Below are 22,195 nucleotides of genomic sequence, written 5' to 3'. Positions count from 1 at the left end.
GGCAGCGTTCAAACGCTGCGCAGTTCCAGAGTCAGGTGTGACAAACCGGGCAGCACTGCCAGGCGCCCACGCAGCGCCTCGACGCTGAGGGAAGCCTGGGCCACCACGCTGACAATCGCCGCACGCGCGTCAGGCCCTACTTGCCACACATGCAGGTCGACGATGCTGGCGTCCCCCGGTCCTTCCACCGAAGCGCGGATCTGCGCCGCGACCCGCTCGTCACTGGCGTCCAGCAGCACTGCGGCACTGGACTTGATCAGCGCATAGGACCAACGAGCGATCACCAGCGCGCCGACGATGCCCATCACCGGGTCGAGCCAGACCCAGCCCAGATAGCGCCCGGCGAGCAACGCGGCGATGGCCAGCACTGAAGTCAGGGCATCGGCCAGCACATGCACATAGGCCGAACGCAGGTTGTTGTCACCGTGCGCCTGATGATGCTCGTGATGCTCGTGATCATGAGGATGCCCATGGGCGTGGGCGTGATGCCCGTGACCGCCGCCCAGCAGCCAGGCGCTGAGGATATTCACCAGCAGCCCCACCACGGCGATCAGCGTGGCCTCGCCAAAGGCCACGCGGGTCGGTTGCAGCAGTCGCACCAGGGATTCACCGGCAATTCCCAGGGCCACCAGGCCGAGGATGATCGCCGAGGCGAAACCCGCCAGGTCGCCAACCTTGCCGGTACCGAAACTGAAGCGTGTATTGCCGGCATTGCGCCGAGCAAAACCATAGGCCGCCGCGGCGATGCCCAGGGCCCCGGCGTGGGTGGCCATGTGCAACCCATCAGCCAGCAGGGCCATGGAACCGGTGAGATAACCGGCGACGATTTCCACCGTCATCATCACCACCGTCAACACCACCACCCACAGGGTGCGCCGGGCATTGTCATCGTGGTCGGCCCCGAGAAACTGGTGGTCGTGGGCCAAGTGGGCAGCGCGCTGAGACAGATTCATCGGGATGCTCCTACTTGGAATAACGGCGAATGGCTTGCAGCAACTCGTCAACGCCCTGGGCCCGCTCGGCGTCGCTGAGCTCGGGGTTGGCCACGTGTTCCAGGGCATGGGCTTCAATGATCTCGCCCATCAGCCCGCTGATGGCGCCACGGGTAGCCGCCACCAGATGCAGGGTCTTGCCACAGTCGGCACCGGTCTCCAGCGCCCGCTCCACGGCCTGGACCTGGCCGAGAATGCGCCGGACCCGCTTGAGCAGTTCATCCTTCTGTGCGTGCGTGTGCGACATACCCATACCCCCTATACCTATGTGCGAAGCATCATGCTCCCGTGGCCCATCCTGCGCAAGCCACCCGGCGAACAAAAAATCCCACGAACGGGGCTGCCACTCGCACCGTCGATGAGCAACACCGCGCTGCAGAAAAAACTGCTGCCCGGCCCACGTCGTGGATTAACATAGCCAAGGGCCATCCGCGCTCATCCCCTCTCTTTCCATGTTGTCCAGAATCCTATGATTGCTGTCTGGTCCCTGCTCTGCCTGACCTTGCTGCTGGCCGCACTGGCGTTGTGGCTGCTGCGCCGCGAACGCCGTGCCCAGGCGTTGCTGAAGGTCTATCGAGAACTCGCCGAAGGCTTGCCCGACGACGCCGAGCGCTTCAAGCGCAGCCAGTACTTCGCGCAAATCGGCACCTGGGATTGGGAGGTCGACACCCAGCGCCTGTACTGGTCGGAAGCGATCTACGGCATGTTCGGGTTCAAGGTCGGCGAAGTGCTGCCGTCCTACGAGCTCTTCTGTTCCTGCGTGCACCCGGAGGATCGGGCGCGGATCCGCGCTGGCGAGTTGCGCTGCCTGGAAACCGGCGAAAACCATGATGAGGAATACCGCGTGGTGTGGCCCGACGGCAGCATCCACTGGCTGCGGGAAACCGGCAACGTGGTGAAGAATGTGCATGGCACCACCCTGAAGATGATGGGCGTGGTGCGTGACATCACCGATGAAAAGGTCTCCACCCACCACCTGCAGCAACTGGCGCATTTCGACCCGCTGACCGGCCTGCCCAACCGCTTGATGCTCGAGCAGCGCCTGTCCCGGGCCCTGGAACAGGCGCGTCACGAACAGACCCGGGTGGCCCTGGTGTTCGTCGACCTGAATGGCTTCAAGGCGATCAACGATCAGTTCGGCCATGCCGCCGGAGACCGCGTACTCAGTGCCACCGCCCAGCGCCTGCAAGGCATCCTGCGGGCCAGCGACACGGTGGCGCGCATTGGCGGCGATGAATTCGTGGTGATTCTCGAGGGCCTGGCCCCAGGGCTCGACCTGGCGGAGGAGGCCCGGCGCATCGGCGAGCAGATTTTCAGCCTGCTATCACCGCCGGTGGAGGTCGACAGCCACCGGCACAGCATCGGCAGCAGCCTGGGCGTGGCGATGTTTCCCGATCACGCCGGGCACATGGACCAACTGCTGCACGTTGCCGACCTGGCGATGTATGAGGCCAAGCGCAGTGGCAACAACCAGTACCGATTGGGGCAATAAGGCCCTGGCCAGCCTGAGCCGGACTCAGGTGTCACTGGCCGCTGCGAGCAGCCGCTCGCGCAAAAAGGCCAGGGCGCCCTGAAACAACGGGTGCCATTGATCCGAGGGTTCACAGGCCAGGGGATGCCAGAAAAACCGGAACTCGTGCCCTCCGTCATCCTCGCAGAAATGACTCCAGGCCTGCGGCAGCGCGGCGGCCACGGAACACTCATGGAAGGCCCAGACCTGGCCGCTCACCGCGCACTGCCAGATCCCCAGTGGGCGGAGCGCCTGCCCCTGGATGCCCGCCTCCTCCGCCAGTTCACGGACAGCCGCGACAGACGTAGCCTCGCCTGGCTCCAGTGTGCCCTTGACCAGTTGCAGCCCCGCCAAGGGGTGTCGGAACGCGAGGATTTCCAGTGCGCCCTGGCGACGCAGAACCACCGGGCACGCTTTATTGGCCAACATCGGTTTGCCTTTTCAAAGTCACTACGGGGGCTGCCTCAGTCGTCGCGGGTCAGGACTTCGAGCAACTCGATCTCGAACGTCAGGTTGGAATTAGGCGGGATTGCGCCCACGCAGCGCTCGCCATAACCCAGGTGCGCCGGCACCAGCAGCTTGCGCTTGCCGCCAACCTGCATGCCCATCAGGCCCTGGTCCCAACCCTTGATCACCCGCCCGCTGCCGATCACGCACTGGAACGGCTTGCCGCGATCGTAGGAGGAATCGAAGCTTGTGCCGTCCTCCAGGAAACCCCGGTACTGGGTGGTGATCAGGGCGCCCTTGACCACCGCCTTGCCCTCGCCCAACTGGATATCGATCACCTGTAACTCGTCGCTCATCATTCACTCTCGCTCAAGCATCGCCCCGTCTCGGGACTGCGGGGCGCTTTTTCGCAGAATTGCCGGTATTTGGCAATCATCGGCTCGGCGTCTGGATCAGGGTGTCCGTGTCGATGAAGATCCCCTCAAGTGCCATCTCAACCTGCGCGAGAGTCGCCAGTTCGGCATTCCAGCGCACCTGCAGGCTGGGCAGGGCCTGGCACCAGGACAGCGCCGGCGAAAAATGCAGGGTCAATTGCCCCTCTGCCAGCTGCACCCGTTCAATACCGCCGTAGCCGGCCGCACCTGGCCCAGCCAATTCAACGTAGTAGGTCGCCATACCCAGCGCCCGGTCCTGCTCATCAAAGGCTTCGGCGCGCTGCAACAGCAGGTAGTGCTCGGGCTCGGCCGGGTCATCGGCCAACCCGAAGAACCGCACCTCGTCCTCGACATAGGCGCTGTAGGTCGTTGCATCAAAGGTCCAACTCATCAAGGCTTACTCCTGTTATGGCCCATTGCGCCCGGGAACGCTCGCCTGGCGGCTAGCGCCGTCACTGCCGCAGCAGCCCGGACTCGTAGTCCAGCCAGCCCTGCTCGAAGCGTTCCTGCAAGTACTCCAGCACGCTGTCGAGCAGCACCGTGGCGGGCACATTCACCGAGTAGAAGCGTGAGCTGAACCCTTCCCAACTGCACCCCAGAGCGTTGATCCGCTCCAGCACCTCGGGCACCCGCTGGTCCTCCGAGGTCATGAACACCAGGCGCAAAGTGCTATTGCCACTGCTTATGCCGACCTGCTGAAACCACTTCAGACCGTCAGCCTCGACTCGCACCTCTACTTCGTCGTCCAGGCAGACGTCCTGGGAGTAGAACGGAATATTGGCGATACGGTAGAAACCCGAAGGCTGGCGCTCGGCCCAGACCCCTTCAGTGGCTGCCGGCGGGTAGTCGTCGACGACCGACAACCTGAGTATGATCTTGTCCATTACCTGTCCCTGGAGCTGCAAAAACCTGTTCCCGGCCACGATTCGGGCCGCGCAACGCGGAGCGCTTTTTCGCAGAATTGCCGGGATTTGGCAATCCTCCACTGTCGCCTGACCGCAGCCCCAGGGAGTTGATCGACGCGGCTGGAGCAAGCCGGCAGCGCAAGAGTGGCAACAACGCTGGCCACGCGGGTTGATGCCTGAGGATATTCAGTTACCATTGCCGCCCTCTCAAACCGGCTGATAAGGACATCCCGTGACAACCCCCGACATCATTACCCTGGTTGTTATCGCCCTGCTGGTGCTATTCATCATCGGTATCTACAACACATTGGTCAGGCTGCGAAACGCCTTCCAGAATGCGTTTGCGCAAATCGAAGTCCAGCTGCAACGCCGCTACGACCTCATCCCCAACCTGGTGGAAACCGCCCGGGGTTACCTCAAGCATGAGCGAGACACTCTCGAAGCCGTGATCAATGCCCGCAACTCGGCCCAGGTCAGCTTGCAAGCCGCTGTTGCACAGCCAGGCAACGCTCGGACCATCGCACAATTGGGCGAGGCCGAAGGCGTACTGGCCAGCGCCATGGAACGGATGAAGGTCATCGTCGAGGCCTACCCTGATCTCAAAGCCTCGCACGCCATGATCCAACTGACGGAAGAGATCACCAGCACTGAAAATAAAGTGTCCTTCGCCCGCCAGGCCTTCAACGATGCAGTGACCGCCTACAACTCCTACAAGCAGAGTTTTCCAGCGCTGATGCTGGTCAAATGGTTCGGCCACAGCAGCGACGCCACCCTGCTGCAGTTCGCCAACAGCGCCGCGACCCAGGACGCCCCAGTCGTATCCTTCACTTAATGGCCGGGGCTGGCCCAGCCCCTCCACTGTCCAGCGTCCATGGAAGGCAGCATGAATTTCTTTCAACACCAGGAGCGCGCCAAGCGCCGTACCAGCACCCTGGTGCTGCTGATGACATTGGCGATCACTGGCCTGGTTTCCTTGGCCGGTCTGGGCGCGGGCCTGCTCATGAAAGATTCCCATGGCACTGCAGGAGCGTCTGCGGCACTGGATTGGGAACTGATGCTGATCGTGGCCGGTATCACCCTGCTGGTGATAGTGCTCGGTAGCCTGTGGGAAAGCCTGAAACTCAGTGCCGGCGGACAAGTGGTCGCGCAGGAACTCGGTGGCTTGGCCATCGACACCACGCAAATGGATGCCCAGGAGCATCGCCTGCTGAACATCGTCGAGGAAATCGCCTTGGCTTCGGGTTGTGCGGCACCGGCGATCTATGTGCTACCAGAAGAGGGCATCAACGCCTTCGCAGCGGGCCTGACGCCTCAGGATGCGGCCATCGGTGTCACCAGGGGCGCCTTGCAGGCGCTCAATCGCGACGAGTTGCAAGGGGTGATCGCTCACGAGTTCAGCCACATCCACAACGGCGACATGCGACTGAATACCCGATTGGTCTCCGCTGTTTTCGGCATCATGATGCTGAGCATTCTGGGCGTCGGGTTCTTGTATGCGCTGACCAAGATCAAGGGCAACAGCCGCTTCTCCTTTGGCCTGGCAATGATCCTGATGTTTCTCGGGGTGGTACTGGTAGTCCTCGGCTCGATTGGCACTTTGTTTGGCTGGCTGATCCAGTCGGCGGTCAGTCGCCAGCGAGAGTTCCTCGCCGACGCATCCGCCGTACAGTTCACTCGCAACCCCAAAGGCATTGCCAATGCACTGAAAAAAATTGCCGAAAGCGCGGTCGGTTCGCACATCAGCGCGGACAATGCGGCGCAATACCGCCACATGTTTTTTGGCAACAGTGGTGGGTTTTCATTATTTGGCCTGTTTGCCACCCACCCTCCGCTGCCTGAGCGTATCCGCCGCCTTGAGTCTGAGTGGGATGGCCAGTTCAGCTCCGTTGCACCGCAACTGACCCCGTCCTCACCCCAGCCCGCAGGTTTCGGTGGCCGGTATGAACCAGCCTCAGAAACAGCCCTGACAGCAGCAAAGCCCGGCGGCATGCCCACCCGCGCACTCGAGCTGTTCACACCCAGTTCAGAGGCCCCTGTAAGTGTCGAAGCGCGGTTTGACCTGGGCACCATCCGGCACTCGATCGACAGCATCGGAGCACCGCAGGAGGGTCACCTGCAACAGGCCCGAAGCATTCTGCGACGACTGCCAAAGCTGCTTCTCGGCAGCGCCCGTAACAGTGACCAGGCACAAGCACTGATCTATGGCCTGCTGCTGTCGTCCGATGCCCAGGTACTTGCCCGTCAGCTCGAACTGTTACGCAACAACCTCGAAACCCGCACCTTCAAGCACCTGCAGGCCTTGCAGAGCCTGTTGCGCGCCTTGAGCCCGGACCTGCGCCTGCCGTTGATCGACTTGAGCCTTGCCGCACTCAAGCAACTGCCTATAACCAGCGCTCGAGATTTCATCGATAACCTCAATCAGTTGGTGAATGCGGACCAGCAGGTAGAGTTGATGGAATGGACGCTGCTGCGCATCATCGAACGCAACATCCGCAGCCAGCCCGCCACCTACGCCAAGTACACCCTGGCCCAGCGCAGTAACGAAGTGGCGGTCCTGCTGAGCGCCCTGGCGAACGCGGGCCATTCAACCCCGCAACAAAGCGCCAGCGCGAGGAATCACGCCTGGAGCGGGCTGCCCTTTGCGCAACCAGCGGCCGTCGAGGGAACTCTCGAACAGCTGGACAGCGCCATTGCTCTTCTGCGCCAGTTACTCCCGCAAGAGCGTCACACCCTGCTCAGTACAATGGCCCGGTGCATCACCTATGACGGCCACGTCACGGTGGCCGAGGCGGAGTTGATGCGCGCGGTCGCTGACCTGCTGGACTGCCCGATGCCTCCGCTGCTTGGCGGCGATTCGGTGCCCCAGCACAAGGACGCGACCATCCGCAACAGCGCTGCCGTCGAACGTTGACGACACCACGGCTCACTGGGCTCTTCGGCCAGCGCCGTGATTCACACCCCATCCAAGGTGTTCTTTTCAGTAAACCTGCCCCATGACACCGCTCCCGACAATTCGCTCTAACCTCGGAAACCTGCATGAAGTTTTTCCAGCACCAGGCCCGCGCCAAGCATCGCACCCTCAAATTACTGCTGCTGATGGCCCTGGCCGTAAGCTGCCTGATCAGCGTCAGCAGCCTGGGCATCGGCCTGCTGTTGCGCGAGCTGCTCCATGAATCCAGCCAGCCCAAGGAGCTCAGCTGGACCATAGTCACGGTCGTGGCGCTGCTCATGTTGCTGGTGGTGCTGCTGGGCAGTGGCTACAAGACCTGGCGGCTCAGGGCCGGCGGCAAGGTGATCGCCGAGTTCTTCGGCGGGCGCCTGATCAACGCAGCCCCCAGGGACCACGATGAACAGCGGCTGTTGAATATCGTCGAGGAAATGGCCCTGGCCTCAGGCTCCGTGATGCCCGGGGTATACGTGCTGCCGGACGCCTCGATCAATGCCTTCGCCGCCGGCCTCGACCCCGAGCATGCAGTGCTCGGGGTCACCCGCGGCGCCATCACCCACCTCAATCGCGAAGAGTTGCAGGGCATGATCGCCCATGAGTTCAGCCACATTCACAACGGCGACATGCGCCTCAATACCCGACTGCTGTCGGTGATCCACGGGCTACTGGTGTTCAGCCTGGCGGGCATGGCGCTGCTGCGCCAGGCCGAGCAGCAGCACCTGTCCAGCGATCGCAATCGCTTCATCTGGCAGATCGTCTTCGCGTTGCTGGGCCTGGCCCTGCTGATCCTCGGCTCGCTCGGCACCCTGCTGGGCAACCTGATCAAGGCGGCGATCTGCCGCCAGCGGGAGTTCCTCGCCGATGCCTCGGCGGTGCAGTTCACCCGCACCCCACTGGGCATCAGCGGCGCCTTGAAAAAGATCGGCGGCTGCAGCGCAGGCTCACGCCTGGAGGTCTTCAGCGCCACGCAATACAGCCATATGTTCTTCCACCAGGGGCTGAAGCGCCGCCTGGGTCGCCTGCTGGCCACCCATCCGCCGTTGGCCACGCGCATACAGCGCCTGGACCCACAGTGGGATGGACGCTTTGCCGTTCTATAGGAGTACCCCATGCCCGACGATCAGCGCCCGACTCCGGCCGCACAACCCGAACACCTCCGGGCCGCCGCCAGCTTGCGGGGCCAGCGCCTGCAGGCACTGACCCACGCCCAGTACCTGTACAACGGACAGGTGCTGACCGATGAGTGCGGCGATCTGCAATTCGATGGCCAGGACGGCAGCCAGGTCAGCCTGTTCCTGCTCGCTGACGGGGAAAGCGTCGGCGCCGCGCAAATGCCCATGCACCTGCCCGCAGGATTCGAGCTTGAGGCCGGTGTGCGCTGCGCGTGGGAGGCTCGAGACCTGCTGCAGCGCTTGGCGGCCAGCCACCTGCGCGGCGCGATGATTGTCCAGGTGCAGGGTCTGTTCGATGACTGGCAAGAGCTGGGCAGAACCTTTCTCTGCGGTTTTCGGATCGGCTTCGACAGCGGCGACTTTGTGGTTTTCTACAATCAGGGCGATGAGGCCGTTGCCCTGTTCAACCAGTTGCCGCCGAGCATCAAGGGGGCCCACAGCCTTTGGCGTGACCTGCGCTGAAGGACCGTAAACCCGGCTACACGATTTATCCTGCATTTATTATTGCGCTAAGCACCGCGGCGATTGGCCGGCGGTGAAAGCTTCACCGATGGCTGTCTATCATCAGCCATCGAGCAATCCGCACTGCGTTTTACCTGGAGTCCTGCCCATGCCCCATGAAGGCAACCTGCTACAAGCCGCCGTCGTGTTTCTCTGCGCCGCGGTGCTGATCGTGCCCCTGGCCAAGCGCCTGCAACTGGGGGCCGTGCTCGGCTACCTGCTGGCCGGGGTACTGATCGGCCCGTCGGTGCTGGGGCTGATCGGCAACCCGCAAAGCGTCAGCCATATCTCCGAGCTGGGGGTGGTGCTGTTGCTGTTCATCATCGGCCTGGAGCTCTCGCCCCGGCGTCTATGGGTCATGCGCAAAGCGGTGTTCGGCGTCGGCCTGGCCCAGGTACTGCTGACCGGCATGGTGATCGGCACCGTGGCCCTGTTCCTGTTCGGTCAGCGCCTCAACAGCGCCATCGTCCTCGGCCTTGGGCTGGCGCTGTCGTCCACCGCCTTCGGCTTGCAGAGCCTGGCCGAACGCAAGGAGCTGAACAGCCCCCACGGACGCCTGGCCTTCGCCATCCTGCTGTTCCAGGACATCGCGGCGATCCCGCTGATCGCCATGGTGCCAGTGCTCGCCGGTGGCAACCACGACACCAGTACCGCCCAGGATTTGAGCCATGGCCTGCAGGTGCTGGGCAGCATCGCGGTGGTGGTGGTCGGTGGACGCTACCTGCTGCGCCCGGTGTTTCGCATCGTGGCCAAGACCCGGCTGCCGGAAGTGTCCACCGCCACCGCCCTGCTGGTGGTGATCGGCACCGCCTGGCTGATGGACCTGGCCGGGGTGTCCATGGCCCTGGGGGCCTTCCTCGCCGGGCTGCTGCTGGCAGATTCCGAATACCGGCATGAACTGGAAGCGCAGATCGAACCGTTCAAGGGCCTGCTGCTGGGGCTGTTCTTCATCAGCGTCGGCATGGGCGCCAATATCGGCCTGCTGTTCAGCATGCCGGTGGCGGTGCTGGGGCTGACCCTGCTGCTGATTGGCCTCAAGCTGCCGCTGCTGTACGTGGTCGGGCGCCTGGCCGGCAGTTTGAATCGCGAGAGTGCGTTGCGCCTGGGCGTGGTGCTGGCGGCGGGCGGTGAGTTCGCCTTCGTGGTGTTCAAGATCGGCCGCGACCAGGGCCTGTTCGAAGCCGGCCTGCATGACTTGCTGGTGCTCACCATCACCCTGTCCATGGCCCTGACCCCGCTGCTGTTGCTGGCATGCTCGCGGCTGCTCAAGCCCAAGGCCAAGCCGCTGGAAATGCCCCCCGAGTACCGCCAGATCGACGCCGACAGCCCACGGGTGGTGATTGCCGGGATGGGCCGCATGGGCCAGATCGTGGCGCGGATCCTGCGGGCGCAGAAGATCCCCTTCGTGGCCCTGGACACCTCGGTGGACACCATCGAGCTGATCCGCAGCTTCGGCGGCATGCCGGTGTTCTATGGCGACCCGATGCGCCCGGAGATCCTCAAGGCGGCCAAGGTCGGCCAGGCGGAGTACTTCGTCATCGCCACCGATGACCCGGAGACCAACATCAAGACCGCCGAGCAGGTGCGCAAGCTCTACCCGCACCTGAAGATCATCGCCCGGGCGCGCAACCGCCAACACGTGCACCGGCTGGTGGACCTGGACGCCCAGGCGATCCGCGAAACCTACTACTCGAGCCTGGAAATGGGCCGCCGGACCCTGGTCGGCCTGGGGCTCAGCCAGGCCCAGGCCGACTCGCGCATCCAGCGCTTCACACAGCATGACGAACAGTTGCTGGTGGCCCAGCATGCGGTGTACGACGATGCGGCCAAGGTCCTGCAGACCGCCCAGGAAGCCCGCGCCGAACTGGCCCGGCTGTTCGAAGCCGATGAGCTGGATGAACAGACCGAGAGCCCGTTGCCGCCGATGCGCTGAGGTCGCAGCCTACTGACAGATTCTGTCAGCCGCCTGATCTAGATTGGGCGGCTCCTTCTTCCCGACCGGAACCGCCGATGACCGACGCCGCCCCTGCCCTCAAGGAAATCTTCAACGCCGAACGCCTGGCCCATATCGCCGACGCCATGCTCGCGGTGTACCCGGCCTTCGACCACCGAGGCTTCCTGCAACGCGCCAGTCACCACCTTGCAGAACGCTCGCTGATGCAGCGCCTGGCCCAGGTCAGCGACAGCCTGCACCAGGTATTGCCGGGCTCCTACGAGCACAGCCTGGAGCTGCTCTACGCCCTGGCTCCACGGCTGAACAGCCGCTTTGTGTGCATCTTCCTGCCACATTTCGTCGCCAGCCACGGCGCCCATGACTTTGCCCGTTCCATGGCCGCACTGAAGTTCTTTACCGGCTTCGGCTCCTCGGAGTTTGCCGTGCGCCCGTTCCTCGTCAGCCATCAGCACGCGACCCTGGAGCATATGCAGGACTGGGCCCTGGACCCGGACGAACATGTGCGCCGCCTGGCCAGCGAAGGCAGCCGCCCGCGCCTGCCCTGGTCATTCCGCCTGGAACAGTTGCAAGCCGATCCGCAACTGGCAGCGCCGATCCTCGAACGGCTGAAGAACGACCCCAGCCTGTATGTGCGCAAATCGGTGGCCAACCACCTCAACGACATCACCAAGGATCACCCACAGTGGGTGCTGGAGCGCCTGCAGGGCTGGCCGCTGGAGCAGCCCCACAGTGCCTGGATCGCCCGCCATGCCTTGCGCAGCCTGATCAAGCAGGGCGACCGGCAGGCCCTGACGTTGATCGGCGCCGGTGCCCGGGCCGAGGTCGAGGTCCATGGCTTCGCCGTGGCCCCGAGCGCGCTGCATCTCGGCCAGACCCTGAGCCTGTCGCTGCAGTTGCTCTCCACCCACCCCGAGCCCCAGCGCCTGGTGGTGGATTACGCCATCGACTACGTCAAGGCCTCGGGCGCCACGGCAAGCAAGGTGTTCAAGCTCAAGACCTTCACCCTGCCGGGGCATGGCCGGCAAACCCTGGCACGCCAGCAGCCGATCCGCGAATTCACCACCCGCCGGCATTACCCGGGACGTCACGCCGTGCACCTGCTGGTCAACGGCGAGCGCCTGGCCAGCAGTCATTTCGATCTGTTGCTGCCCTGAACACCGGGCGCCCGCGCCGCGCCCGTCCACCCAACAAGCCTGCCCCCTCTTTAAGGAAACTCCCGTGGCAATCATCAGCAAGTGGGCGAAGTCCATCGCCAAGGTCCTGGAAAGCAGCTTCAGCGTCAGCAGCAGCATCGCCAGCCACTCGACGGTGCTCGGCGATGCCCGAGAGAGTTTCATCCGTGACGTTCTCAAGCGTTTCCTGCCGACCAACATCAGCATCGGCTCGGGGCAGATCATCGACAGCGAAGGCGGGATTTCCAAGCAGATCGACTTGATCATCTACCGCAACGACTTCCCCACCCTGCGCACCTTCGGCTCGGCCGACGTGTACCTGATCGAGGGGGTAGTCGCCACGGTGGAGGTCAAGTCGCAGCTCAACGAGGTGCAGTTGTTCGAGGCCCTGGAGAACGGCAAGTCGGTGCGCAACCTGCGCCCCTCCCTGCTCAAGGCCTCCCTCGATGAATACAGCAGCCGGATCTATGAGCACCCTTTCCAGCAACTCAGCGTGCCGCAGATGAACTCGATCATGGGCCTGGTGCTGCCTCCGGCCTACATCTACAGCTACCGCGGCTATACCGGCAACAGCGTCGAGCAACTGCGGGCCAGCCTCAACGCCTGGCATAACATTCCCAACAGTGCCGGCGAACTGGACGTCACCCTGATGCCGGAAGTGATCGCCACCCAGGGCTGCGTGACCCTGAAGAACCTCAACAACTTTCTCAAGTTGCCACGGGCCGCCGGCGACGACCTCGAAGCCTGCCGCCAGGCCTACAACAGCACCATGGGCCGGGAGCTGAACAAGCATGATTTCTTCAGCTATTTCCGCGACAGCCCTGCAGCGGGCTTCGACTACGGGATCGCCATCAAGGCCTTCGAGGCACCCTTGCAGTACCTGATTTCCAGCCTGCTGGAAACCGTCACCTCACGGATCGGCTACCAGCAACTGGGGGGCACGGCCATCCAGTACAACTTGCTCAAGTACCACATCAGCGACGACATGGAGGGTGGCTGGTCAGGGGCTGCGGTCAACCTCACCAACGTGCGTGATCCCAAACTGGATTTCGCCAAGGCCAACGGTTTTTGAGCCGCGGCCCCGGGCGACCGCCGGCCCGTCCGGACAGTAGCACCTGAAGCGCCAGCCCCTTGGCTACACCCGCGCAGGGATCTAGCCAGGGGCTGCAGCGGATTAGTCCTGCTTGGTTCTCCCGGACACTGCAATCAGGTGGTCGGTGCAACCAAAACCCACCACCCCGTCAACGCTCCAGAACACATCAACCACCGCAATGCAGCGGTCATAGGACTGCCCCTGCAGCGTGCCGTCGGCGTTGAATACCCGCAGGTAGCCACCGATGGCATAGCGTGAACTGTCACCATCACCGGGCATGGTCATGGTCGGAATCCAGGCGCGCCAGCTGAACATCCGATACTTCTGGTAGTAGAAGGCCTGGTTGGGGCTGTAGTTGCGCTCCTCGTAGGGCGTGCCGTAGTAGAACCAGGCATAACCCTGGTACACCAGGAACACGGCCAGTGCGGCGCCGAGAATGCGCTTGGTGGTTTTCATCGGGGGATCTTTCCTTTTATCCGTAAGGGGAGCTTCAGGGGTGCGGCACATCCAGCCTGCGCAGGCAGGCCTGGACAATTGCTTCGGCCAGGGGCTGGCGATCTTGTTCACCGGCGGCGATCACATCGTCGGTGGCGCCATGCACCCCGGCATAGATCAGCGAGGCGATAACACCCGGCTGGGCCAGGGACCAGAGGATGCCCAGCAATTGCTGGAGGACCGCGCTCTTCTCCGGGTTGCCGCGGTCATGGTGATGCTGGCTGGGGTAGACGATGTCGTGCAGGCGATAGGTGTCGAGGTAGGCCTGCACGCTGGTGCCGATCCAGTTGCTGATCCGTGCCACCCAGTCCTCCTCGGCGCAAGCGTTCACTGCCTGCTCCAGGCGTTCGAGGAAGTGCCGGGTATAGCGTTCGCCGAGGGCCACCAGCATGTCGTTCCTGGAGTCGAAGTAGTGATAGAAGGTGCCCTTGGCCACCTCGGCGCGGGAGACGATTTCACTGACAGTGGTGGCCTCCACGCCCTGGCTGAGAAACAGGCTTTGCGCGGCGGCCATCAACTCTTCCAGGCGCACTTCGGCGGGCTTGCTCCGCGGTCGCGGCTGGCCTGCTACGCGCTTCGGGGCCTGGGAGGGTTTCACGCTCAAGAACCAATCCGGCTGATCGACAAAGGCCGCCATTCTAGGGAAATTGTCCGGAAAAAGAGAGTTGAGAATCCTTGCCCCCCTCAATTGACCGATGGTCAGTCGAAATATTTACCTGACGCTGCCAGCTGCTTTTCCAACCCTGCGAGGGAGTCGCTTGATGCAACCTTATCGCCGTCCGGCGAACCTATCACCCAGACCTGCCGATAACCCCGGCAACAGACCGCTGCGTTGACAAGCACCCTGGCGCCGCCGACCATCTGCGACCGCCCGCAAGGCGCAGACCGGCAGCGAGGAGTTGCAAGAGTGAAAAGGACAATCGCACTGCTGCTATGGGCGGCCACCGCATGCAGCACGGCCCAGGCCACGAGCGAGGTCGACGCCGCACGCCAGTCCCTGAAGAACTACGGCCTGGCCCACTGCCTGGCCGACCGTTTCCCGGAACCTTCGGCCATGCGCCAGGACGTCGGCCGCGCCGTCGGCATGTACGGTGTGCTGGGCGCCGGCCTGTATAACGTGCTGCAGAACGAAGACACCCTGCAGACCCTGCACAACCCCTACGCCGCCACCAACGACTACGTGACGGCGGCCTATGAGCAGGCGTCGGGCAGCAGCAAGTACAGCCGCAGCAAGGTGGTGACCCATGCCTGCCTTGAGGTCTACAACTCCCGGGCCTTCGATGCCTTCATTCAGACCCAGGACCGCTACATCCGGCCTGACGGCTAGGACGCCGGATGTCGCAAAGACGTTGTTCGAGGTCGAATCCAGCCTGCCGTCGTGGCGTTCGCTGTCCATACTCAAAGGCCTTGTCCCCCCGGTAATGGAATGCCCCCGTGAACCTGCCATCGATCCTGCCTGACACCTCCCCTGCCCTGGTCAACCCGATGCGCCTGGACCAGGACGATCGGTGGCAGTTCAAGGAGCGCGGATACATCACCCTGCGCCAGTTGCTGACACCCAGCGCCATCGAGCAATTGCGCGAGCTGGCCGACAGCCAACTGCGTACCACGCCCCCGGTAACCTCGGCCCCTGGCGACGGTTTCAGCCGGTTGACTCACCGCCTGGGACAGACCGGCATTCTCGAACGCCTCTATCGGCAACCGGCGTTCGCTCAGGCCCTGAGTTTTCTCACCGACTGCCGGCTGATCATGAGCGAGGCCCAGAGTTTCGAGCTGGGGGTCGGCCGCACGGGTTTTGCCTGGCACTACGACTCGCTGAACTTTCGCTACATCCGCCCCCAGGACCCGGCCTTCAGCTTGTGGCTGCCGCTGCAGCCGGTCCGCCCTGAAGGCCAGGGTGGCGGCATGGCCTGGGTGCCGTTGTCACTGTTCTCGGCCCAGGAGAACTTCCAGTTCTCGCGCCTGCTGGCGGCCAAGCTCGCCCGGGGCGAATCGGTCGACGAGTTCTCCGCCCTGCTGCGCCAGACCTACGCCACCCCCGGGGTGCTCACCGATTGCTTCGAGCAGCAGCGTATCGAAGAGGCCTTCGAGCCCGGCGATGCCTTGCTCTTCAGCAAGTACCTGTGGCATCGCTCCAGCCCCTTGCTGGCCGGTGAATGGGATCGACGCCAGGCCGTGAGCCTGCGACTGGTGGACTGGCGGGCATGCCTGGACCCATTGCTGCAGGAGGGCGAAACCCGCAGTGCCGGCGGGCTCGGCATGGGCCGCGACGGCGGGCCGTTGAACCCGCACTCCTATGGCTCGCGCTTTGTCGATATCCAGGCCGGGGAGCTGATCCGCAACTCGGCCCATTGCGGGCCGATTCTCTGACCTGCGCTATGCCTGGACAGGTCCTGGCCCCAACAACACTTCCTGCTGCGCCGCGCACAACTCCACCAGATAATCCCAGACCACCCGCAGCCGCACCGACTTGTGCAGCTCGCGGCGGGTGCTGATCCAGTAGGCGCGCTGGATGCTCTCGGCCGGCAACAACGGCACCAGCTGCGGATCACCGGCCGCCATGTAGCACGGCAGCACGGCGATCCCCAGGCCGGAGCGCGCCGCCTCTTGCTGGGCGATCACGCTGGTGCTGTGGAACACCACCTGGGGATTGCGGCAGAAGCTGTTGAGGAACATCAGTTCCTGGCTGAACAGCAGATCGTCGACGTAGCCGATCCAGGCATGCCGGCCCAGGTCCTCGCGGCTGCGCAGCGGTGGCGCACGGTCCAGATAGGCCGGGCTGGCGTACAGGGCCAGGCAGTAGTCGGTGAGCTTGCGGGTCACCAGCATGTCGGCACTGGGGCGCTCCAGGTGGATGCTGATTTCCGCCTCGCGGTTGAGGATGCTGACAAAGCGCGGCACCGCCACCAGTTCCACTTCCAGCCCCGGATAACGCTCGAACAGGCCGTACATGCGACTGGCGAGGAACTTCACCCCCAGGCCCTCGGTGACGCCGACGCGGATTTTGCCCAGGGGCGCGCTGGATTGGGTGATTTCCTCCTGCACCAGCAAGGCGACGTTTTCCATCGCCTCGGCATGCTTGAGCAGCGCCTCCCCCGCCGGGGTCAGCTCGTAGCCCTGGGCATGCTGGACAAACAACGCAGTGCCCAGGGCCTTTTCCACCGCCTCGATATGCCGGGCCACCGTGGCGTGGGTGGTGTTCAGCCGCCGCGCCGCGGTCAGCAGCCGGCCACTGCGTTGCAGTTCCAGGAAAAACCGCAGGTCATTCCAGTCGAACATAGAAATTCCTTGTCGATGCCGCAGGTCAACGCTGTTCGAAAACGCACAGCGGGTGGGTAAAAACTAACATTCTTTTAACGAAAGCTAACAACTAGGATGAAGCGCAATAACCATAAGAAACGAGGTCACGGATGCTTCCTGCCTTTGACGCCTACGACTACATCGTGGTTGGCGCCGGTCCCGCCGGCTGCCTGTTGGCCAATCGGCTGTCCGCCAATCCCCAGCACCGGGTGCTGCTGCTGGAAGCTGGTGGTCGCGACAACTACCCCTGGATCCACATTCCCGTCGGCTATCTGTTCTGCATCGGTAACCCGCGTACCGACTGGTGCTTCAAGACCGAGGCCGAGCCCGGCCTGCAAGGCCGCAGCCTGAGCTACCCGCGAGGCAAGGTGCTGGGGGGCTGCTCGTCGATCAACGGCATGATCTACATGCGCGGCCAGGCCGCCGACTACGATGGCTGGGCCGCCGAGGGCAACCCGGGCTGGAGCTGGAATGAGGTGTTGCCGCTGTTCAAGCAGAGCGAGAACCATTTTGCCGGGGACAGCGAACTGCACGGCGCCAAGGGCGAGTGGCGGGTCGAGCGCCAGCGCCTGTCGTGGCCGATCCTCGACGCCTTCCGTGCAGCCGCCGAGCAGAGCGGTATTGCCAACACCGATGACTTCAACGGCGGCGACAACGAGGGCTGCGGCTACTTCCAGGTCAACCAGAAGGCCGGGGTGCGCTGGAACGCCGCCAAGGCCTTTCTCAAACCGATTGCCCAGCGGCCCAACCTCACCGTGCTGACCGATATCGAGGTGCAGCGGCTGATCCTCGAGGACGGTCGTGCGGTGGCGGTCCGAGCCCACTGCCAGGGGCGCCTGCAGAACTTCAAGGCCCGTAGGGAGATCATTCTCTGCGCCGGCGCCATCGGCACGCCGAGCATTCTGCAACGCTCCGGCATCGGCCCCAGCCCACTCCTGCAACGCTTGGGCATTGGCGTCAGCCACGCCCTGCCCGGGGTCGGCGGCAACCTTCAGGATCACCTGCAGTTGCGGCTGATCTACAAGCTGGAAAACGCCCGGACCCTGAACCAGATTGCCGGCAGCCTGTGGGGCAAGATGGGCATGGGCCTGCGCTACCTGTACGACCGCAGCGGGCCGCTGTCCATGGCCCCGAGCCAGCTGGGCGCCTTCGCCCGCTCGGGCCCGGAGCAAACCCGCGCCAACCTCGAATACCACGTGCAGCCGCTGTCCCTGGAGCGTTTCGGCGAGCCGCTGCACAGCTTCCCGGCCTTCACCGCTTCGGTCTGCGACCTGCGCCCGCAAAGCCGTGGCCGGGTCGAGATTCGCTCCGTGGAGCCAGGGGATGCCCCGCTGATCCAGCCCAACTACCTTAGCCATCCGGAGGATCTGCGGGTCGCCGCCGATGCCATCCGCCTGACCCGGCGCATCGTCGGCGCCCCGGCCCTGCAGCCGTTCAAACCCAGCGAATACCTGCCCGGGCCCGAGCTGCAAAGCGATGAGCAATTGCACGAAGCCGCTGCGCGCATCGGCACCACCATCTTCCACCCGGTGGGCACCTGCCGCATGGGCACCGATGCCAATGCCGTGGTCGACGCGCAACTGCGGGTGCACGGGATTCCGGGGTTGCGCATCGCCGATGCCTCGATCATGTCGCGCATTACCTCGGGCAATACCTGTTCACCCACCTTGATGATCGCCGAGAAGGCCGCCGAGCTGATTCTCGCCAACGTTCCCAGGAGCAGCGTCCAGACCAGAGAACCCGCCACCCCGGCATGACCGTAGGAGCCGGCTTGCCGGCGAAGGCGTCTGCAAGGCCGGCAGCCTCTTCGCTGGCAAGCCAGCTCCTACGGGTGAGGAAAACGAGGGTTCAGCGCACAGTCGCGGTGAATCGCAACAACGGCACCGGTCACGGCGCCGGCAGTGGAACAACAACAATAATCACTGTAAGGAACCCCCTATGTCAGAGCACGCTCAGCCTCTCAATGCGTCCCTGGACGACTCCGCCGCCAAGGGCAGCCAGAAGGTCATCTTCGCCTCGTCCCTCGGCACGGTGTTCGAGTGGTACGACTTTTTTCTGTATGGCGCCCTGGCGGCGGTGATCAGCAAGCAGTTCTTCGCCGGGGTCAACGACACCACGGCGTTCATCTTCGCCCTGATGGCCTTCGCCGCCGGCTTCGTCGTGCGACCGTTCGGGGCCCTGGTATTCGGTCGCCTGGGGGACATGATCGGGCGCAAGTACACCTTCCTCGCCACCATCATCCTCATGGGCCTGGCGACCTTCGCCGTGGGCCTGCTGCCCAACTACGCGAGCATTGGCATTGCCGCGCCGATCATCCTGGTGGCCCTGCGCATGCTCCAGGGCCTGGCCCTGGGCGGTGAGTACGGCGGCGCCGCGACCTATGTCGCCGAGCATGCGCCCCACGGCAAGCGCGGCTTGCACACCAGCTGGATCCAGTCCACCGCGACCCTCGGCCTGTTGCTGTCGTTGCTGGTGGTGCTGGCCTGTCGCTATTTCACCGGCGACCAGTTCGAGGTCTGGGGCTGGCGCCTGCCGTTCCTGCTGTCGATCGTGCTGCTGGGCATTTCCACCTGGATCCGCATGAGCCTGCACGAGTCGCCGGCGTTCCTGAAAATGAAGGAGGAAGGCAAGGCCAGCCAGGCGCCGATCCGCGAGTCCTTCGGCAAATGGGAAAACCTCAAGGTGGTGCTGATCGCCCTGTTCAGCATCAATGCCGGGCAAGCGGTGACCTTCTACGCCGCACAGTTCTATGTGCTGTTCTTCCTCACCCAGTTCCTCAAGATGGACCCGGCCCTGGCCAACAGCCTGCTGATCATCAGCGTGGTGATCGGCGCACCGATGTTCATCTTCTTCGGCTGGCTCTCGGACAAGGTCGGGCGCAAGCCGGTGCTGATGCTCGGCCTGCTGCTGGCCACGGTGCTGTACTTTCCGATCTTCAAGGCCCTGGCCCACTACGCCAACCCGGCCATCGACCAGGCCAGCCGCCAGGCGCCCATCAGCGTCACGGCGGATCCGGCCACCTGCACCTTCCAGTTCGACCCGGTGGGCAAGGCGCGCTTCGACAGCCCCTGTGACAAGGTCAAGACCTTCCTGGTGAAACAGGGCCTGCCCTACAGCAGCATCGCCGCCCCGGCCGGCAGCCCGGTACAGGTGAATGTCGGGGAGGTGAAGATCGACGGTTTCGACGAGGCCGCCCTGCGCGGCGCAGTCACCCTGGCCGGCTATCCGCAGCAGGCTGACAGCCAGAACGTCAACAAAACCATGGTGGTGGTGCTGATCGTGGCCCTGATCCTGATTGCCGCGATGTGCTACGGCCCGCTGGCGGCGCTGATGGTCGAGCTGTTCCCGACCCGTATCCGCTACACCTCGATGTCCCTGCCCTACCACATCGGCAATGGCTGGTTCGGCGGTTTCCTGCCCACCGTGTCCTTTGCCCTGGTGGTGTACACCGGCGATATCTTCTATGGCCTGTGGTACCCGGTGCTGATCACCGGGGTCAGCCTGGTGGTGGGGCTGCTGTGCCTGCATGAGACGCGGGATGTGGATATCGACCACGTCTGACGGGTGGTTCGCTGGCAAGCCAGCTCCTACACAGGGATTGCCGGCGGGCGCGGTTCTGTAGGAGCCGGCTTGCCGGCGAAGGCGTACGTACAGGCGGCGCCGGGTTTGCGGGCCTCTTCGCTGGCAAGCCAGCTCCTACACGGGGATTGCCGGCGAGCGCGGTTCTGTAGGAGCCGGCTTGCCGGCGAAGGCGTATGTACAGGCGGCGCCGGGCTTGCGGGCCTCTTCGCTGGCAAGCCAGCTCCTACACGGGGATTGCCGGCGAGCGCGGTTCTGTAGGAGCCGGCTTGCCGGCGAAGGCGTACGTACAGGCGGCGCCGGGTTTGCGGGCCTCTTCGCTGGCAAGCCAGCTCCTACAGGGGGCGGGGTCAGGTGTTGTTGCAACCCTTGGCAATGGAGTCTTCGTTGGAGGTATAAGGCCGCGACGGCTCCAGGTTCCACTGCGGCTTGTCCCGGGCGATGTTGAAGTGGCACACCAGTTGGCGGCGCATGCTGCCTACGGTGCTGTCACGATTGTCCGGGTTGTTCTTCCACTGGGCGTCCAGGTAGTGATCGCTGGCCAGTTCGTTGAAGAAGTTGTTGGTCTGGTTGTCCTTGACCTTGCGCCCGCAGTCAGTAGGCGTCACTTCCAGGGTCATGAGCTTCTTGCCGAAGCCCGGATCGTCGCGCTCGATCCAGGCGGCACTCTGCACATAACGCTCGCAGCTGTCCTTCTCGGTGACGGGCTGGATCACTTGCTTCTTGCTGTCGTAGACAAAGCTGGCGTCCTGCTGCTGGCTCTGCGGCAACTTCATGTTGATCACCGGCAGGTACTGCTGGACCGCCTTGTACCACTGGATCTGGTTCAACCGCGCCCCTTCCAGGCCGCCATCCTCGGTGTAGAACAGCGCCAGGATCGACGGCGACTTCGGCGGCTTCTCCTCCCATTTGCCCAGGCGCAACTCGTTCTGGGTGGTGAAGGATTCGCCGGCGATCTGCGCCATGGCGCGAATGCTCTGGTAGAACGCCGGGCCCGCCGCGCTGTTGCGTTCGTCACGCACGTCGAAGGAGCACTGACGGGAGTGGTCGCCACCGTTCTGGCGATAGTGGGTGCCCCACTGTTCAGCGGTGGTCACGCCGACTTCGTGGCAGTACTTTTCCACATTGCCGGGAGTGCGCCGGGAATCGGTGCAACCTTGCTGCTGACGATCATCGGTGGCAGCGTCGATGGGGAACGAGCAGAGCACCGCGTAATCTTGGTGATCCTTGGGGTTGCCGAAAACCGTGTCGAAGATGAACCCGCTCTGCAGCCCGTAGGCCAGCTTGCGGTACTTCGAATCCTTGCGCAGGTAAGACGCCGAGACCCCGCCGCTGGCCTGGCTTTTCGGGCTGATGCTGTAGAACTGATAGTCGGTGGAGGGCCAGGTGGCGCGAAACAGCACCCCGGAGCAGAGGAATGCCGGCTTCGACGGGCCGCCGCAATCCTGGCGAGTGTCGTTGTACAACTGGGTCAGGCGGGCCACCGTGTCGCTGCCCTGATCGGCGTGGGCGGTGGACAACAAACACAGGCTGGCAAGGCTGACAGCGCAGGCGATCGAGGTGCTGCTTGGTTTCATGACAAGACTTCCGTGTGGTGTGAAATCCCTGGCCAGCCGCTTGGCCCGGCTGGCGATGCACACAGAATAGAAACGCTTTTTACCGCTTCTTGAATCTTTGCCCCGCTTGTCCCCCAT

At 63.8% G+C, this 22,195-nt stretch carries 22 protein-coding genes; 12 read left to right on the top strand and 10 right to left on the bottom strand.

Going from position 1 to position 22,195, the window contains the following annotated elements; all coding sequences use genetic code 11:
* Window positions 1-8: 8 nt before the first annotated feature.
* Both dmeF and GV819_RS21810 read right to left on the bottom strand, forming a co-directional pair.
* Window positions 9-953 (bottom strand): CDF family Co(II)/Ni(II) efflux transporter DmeF, encoded by a 945-nt coding sequence (gene dmeF / locus GV819_RS21815; protein ID WP_161758120.1) that lies wholly within the window; start codon window positions 951-953, stop codon window positions 9-11.
* A gap of 10 nt (window positions 954-963) precedes the next feature.
* Window positions 964-1,239 carry a metal/formaldehyde-sensitive transcriptional repressor gene (locus tag GV819_RS21810; RefSeq protein WP_161758119.1) on the bottom strand — a complete coding sequence of 92 codons (276 nt, stop codon included), beginning with the start codon at window positions 1,237-1,239 and terminating at the stop codon, window positions 964-966.
* A 222-nt stretch (window positions 1,240-1,461) separates the two neighbouring features.
* Between GV819_RS21810 and GV819_RS21805 the strand changes: the two genes are divergently transcribed.
* Window positions 1,462-2,484 (top strand): sensor domain-containing diguanylate cyclase, encoded by a 1,023-nt coding sequence (locus GV819_RS21805; RefSeq protein ID WP_161758118.1) that lies wholly within the window; start codon window positions 1,462-1,464, stop codon window positions 2,482-2,484.
* 24 nt (window positions 2,485-2,508) lie between these two features.
* Here GV819_RS21805 and GV819_RS21800 read toward each other — a convergent pair whose 3' ends face one another.
* The 4 genes from GV819_RS21800 to GV819_RS21785 all read right to left on the bottom strand — a co-directional run bounded on the left by GV819_RS21800 (window position 2,509) and on the right by GV819_RS21785 (window position 4,267).
* Window positions 2,509-2,931 (bottom strand): NUDIX hydrolase, encoded by a 423-nt coding sequence (locus GV819_RS21800; protein ID WP_161758117.1) that lies wholly within the window; start codon window positions 2,929-2,931, stop codon window positions 2,509-2,511.
* A gap of 35 nt (window positions 2,932-2,966) precedes the next feature.
* Window positions 2,967-3,305: an FKBP-type peptidyl-prolyl cis-trans isomerase gene (locus GV819_RS21795; protein WP_161758116.1), complete on the bottom strand. Its 339-nt coding sequence runs from the start codon at window positions 3,303-3,305 to the stop codon at window positions 2,967-2,969.
* A gap of 76 nt (window positions 3,306-3,381) precedes the next feature.
* Window positions 3,382-3,774, bottom strand: a complete 393-nt coding sequence (locus GV819_RS21790; protein WP_161758115.1) for an Imm10 family immunity protein — start codon at window positions 3,772-3,774, stop codon at window positions 3,382-3,384.
* 61 nt (window positions 3,775-3,835) lie between these two features.
* Window positions 3,836-4,267: a DUF4265 domain-containing protein gene (locus tag GV819_RS21785; RefSeq protein WP_161758114.1), complete on the bottom strand. Its 432-nt coding sequence runs from the start codon at window positions 4,265-4,267 to the stop codon at window positions 3,836-3,838.
* Window positions 4,268-4,520: 253 nt separating this feature from the next.
* On the opposite strand from GV819_RS21785, the gene GV819_RS21780 reads away from it, so the two are divergent.
* The 7 genes from GV819_RS21780 (at window position 4,521) to GV819_RS21750 (ending at window position 13,106) form a co-directional block, all read left to right on the top strand.
* The gene (locus GV819_RS21780) at window positions 4,521-5,120 is read left to right on the top strand and encodes a LemA family protein (RefSeq protein ID WP_161758113.1); all 600 of its coding nucleotides are present in this window, start codon (window positions 4,521-4,523) and stop codon (window positions 5,118-5,120) included.
* A gap of 51 nt (window positions 5,121-5,171) precedes the next feature.
* Window positions 5,172-7,199 carry a M48 family metallopeptidase gene (locus GV819_RS21775; RefSeq protein ID WP_161758112.1) on the top strand — a complete coding sequence of 676 codons (2,028 nt, stop codon included), beginning with the start codon at window positions 5,172-5,174 and terminating at the stop codon, window positions 7,197-7,199.
* A gap of 125 nt (window positions 7,200-7,324) precedes the next feature.
* Window positions 7,325-8,335, top strand: coding sequence for a M48 family metalloprotease (locus tag GV819_RS21770; protein WP_161758111.1), 1,011 nt, complete (start codon window positions 7,325-7,327; stop codon window positions 8,333-8,335).
* A gap of 9 nt (window positions 8,336-8,344) precedes the next feature.
* Window positions 8,345-8,869, top strand: coding sequence for a hypothetical protein (locus tag GV819_RS21765; RefSeq protein WP_161758110.1), 525 nt, complete (start codon window positions 8,345-8,347; stop codon window positions 8,867-8,869).
* A gap of 148 nt (window positions 8,870-9,017) precedes the next feature.
* Entirely contained in the window at window positions 9,018-10,841 is a 1,824-nt protein-coding gene (locus GV819_RS21760) for a monovalent cation:proton antiporter-2 (CPA2) family protein (protein WP_161758109.1), read from the top strand.
* A gap of 77 nt (window positions 10,842-10,918) precedes the next feature.
* On the top strand, window positions 10,919-12,016 hold the full coding sequence (locus tag GV819_RS21755; protein ID WP_161758108.1) for a DNA alkylation repair protein: 1,098 nt from the start codon (window positions 10,919-10,921) through the stop codon (window positions 12,014-12,016).
* 64 nt (window positions 12,017-12,080) lie between these two features.
* Window positions 12,081-13,106, top strand: a complete 1,026-nt coding sequence (locus tag GV819_RS21750) for a DUF6602 domain-containing protein (protein ID WP_161758107.1) — start codon at window positions 12,081-12,083, stop codon at window positions 13,104-13,106.
* Between the two features lie 102 nt (window positions 13,107-13,208).
* Here the strand turns inward: GV819_RS21750 and GV819_RS21745 are convergent, their stop codons facing one another.
* Both GV819_RS21745 and GV819_RS21740 read right to left on the bottom strand, forming a co-directional pair.
* Window positions 13,209-13,583, bottom strand: coding sequence for a hypothetical protein (locus GV819_RS21745; protein ID WP_161758106.1), 375 nt, complete (start codon window positions 13,581-13,583; stop codon window positions 13,209-13,211).
* A gap of 34 nt (window positions 13,584-13,617) precedes the next feature.
* Window positions 13,618-14,226, bottom strand: coding sequence for a TetR/AcrR family transcriptional regulator (locus GV819_RS21740; RefSeq protein WP_161758105.1), 609 nt, complete (start codon window positions 14,224-14,226; stop codon window positions 13,618-13,620).
* A gap of 303 nt (window positions 14,227-14,529) precedes the next feature.
* On the opposite strand from GV819_RS21740, the gene GV819_RS21735 reads away from it, so the two are divergent.
* Window positions 14,530-14,949 (top strand): hypothetical protein, encoded by a 420-nt coding sequence (locus GV819_RS21735; protein ID WP_161758104.1) that lies wholly within the window; start codon window positions 14,530-14,532, stop codon window positions 14,947-14,949.
* A gap of 107 nt (window positions 14,950-15,056) precedes the next feature.
* Window positions 15,057-15,992, top strand: a complete 936-nt coding sequence (locus GV819_RS21730) for a phytanoyl-CoA dioxygenase family protein (protein WP_161758103.1) — start codon at window positions 15,057-15,059, stop codon at window positions 15,990-15,992.
* Between the two features lie 6 nt (window positions 15,993-15,998).
* On the opposite strand, the gene GV819_RS21725 is transcribed toward GV819_RS21730, so the two are convergent.
* Window positions 15,999-16,901 carry a LysR family transcriptional regulator gene (locus GV819_RS21725; protein ID WP_161758102.1) on the bottom strand — a complete coding sequence of 301 codons (903 nt, stop codon included), beginning with the start codon at window positions 16,899-16,901 and terminating at the stop codon, window positions 15,999-16,001.
* A 131-nt stretch (window positions 16,902-17,032) separates the two neighbouring features.
* Here GV819_RS21725 and GV819_RS21720 point away from each other — a divergent pair, with 131 nt between their 5' ends.
* Together GV819_RS21720 and GV819_RS21715 are read left to right on the top strand one after the other, a co-directional pair.
* Window positions 17,033-18,679 carry a GMC family oxidoreductase gene (locus GV819_RS21720; protein WP_161758101.1) on the top strand — a complete coding sequence of 549 codons (1,647 nt, stop codon included), beginning with the start codon at window positions 17,033-17,035 and terminating at the stop codon, window positions 18,677-18,679.
* 181 nt (window positions 18,680-18,860) lie between these two features.
* On the top strand, window positions 18,861-20,483 hold the full coding sequence (locus GV819_RS21715) for an MFS transporter (RefSeq protein ID WP_161758100.1): 1,623 nt from the start codon (window positions 18,861-18,863) through the stop codon (window positions 20,481-20,483).
* Between the two features lie 368 nt (window positions 20,484-20,851).
* On the opposite strand, the gene GV819_RS21710 is transcribed toward GV819_RS21715, so the two are convergent.
* Window positions 20,852-22,078 carry a DUF2599 domain-containing protein gene (locus tag GV819_RS21710; RefSeq protein ID WP_161758099.1) on the bottom strand — a complete coding sequence of 409 codons (1,227 nt, stop codon included), beginning with the start codon at window positions 22,076-22,078 and terminating at the stop codon, window positions 20,852-20,854.
* Window positions 22,079-22,195 lie beyond the last annotated feature (117 nt).

Source organism: Pseudomonas sp. Fl5BN2, from assembly GCF_009908205.1.
Taxonomy (GTDB): Bacteria; Pseudomonadota; Gammaproteobacteria; order Pseudomonadales; family Pseudomonadaceae; genus Aquipseudomonas.
This window is presented reverse-complemented; position numbering and strand designations above follow the sequence as displayed.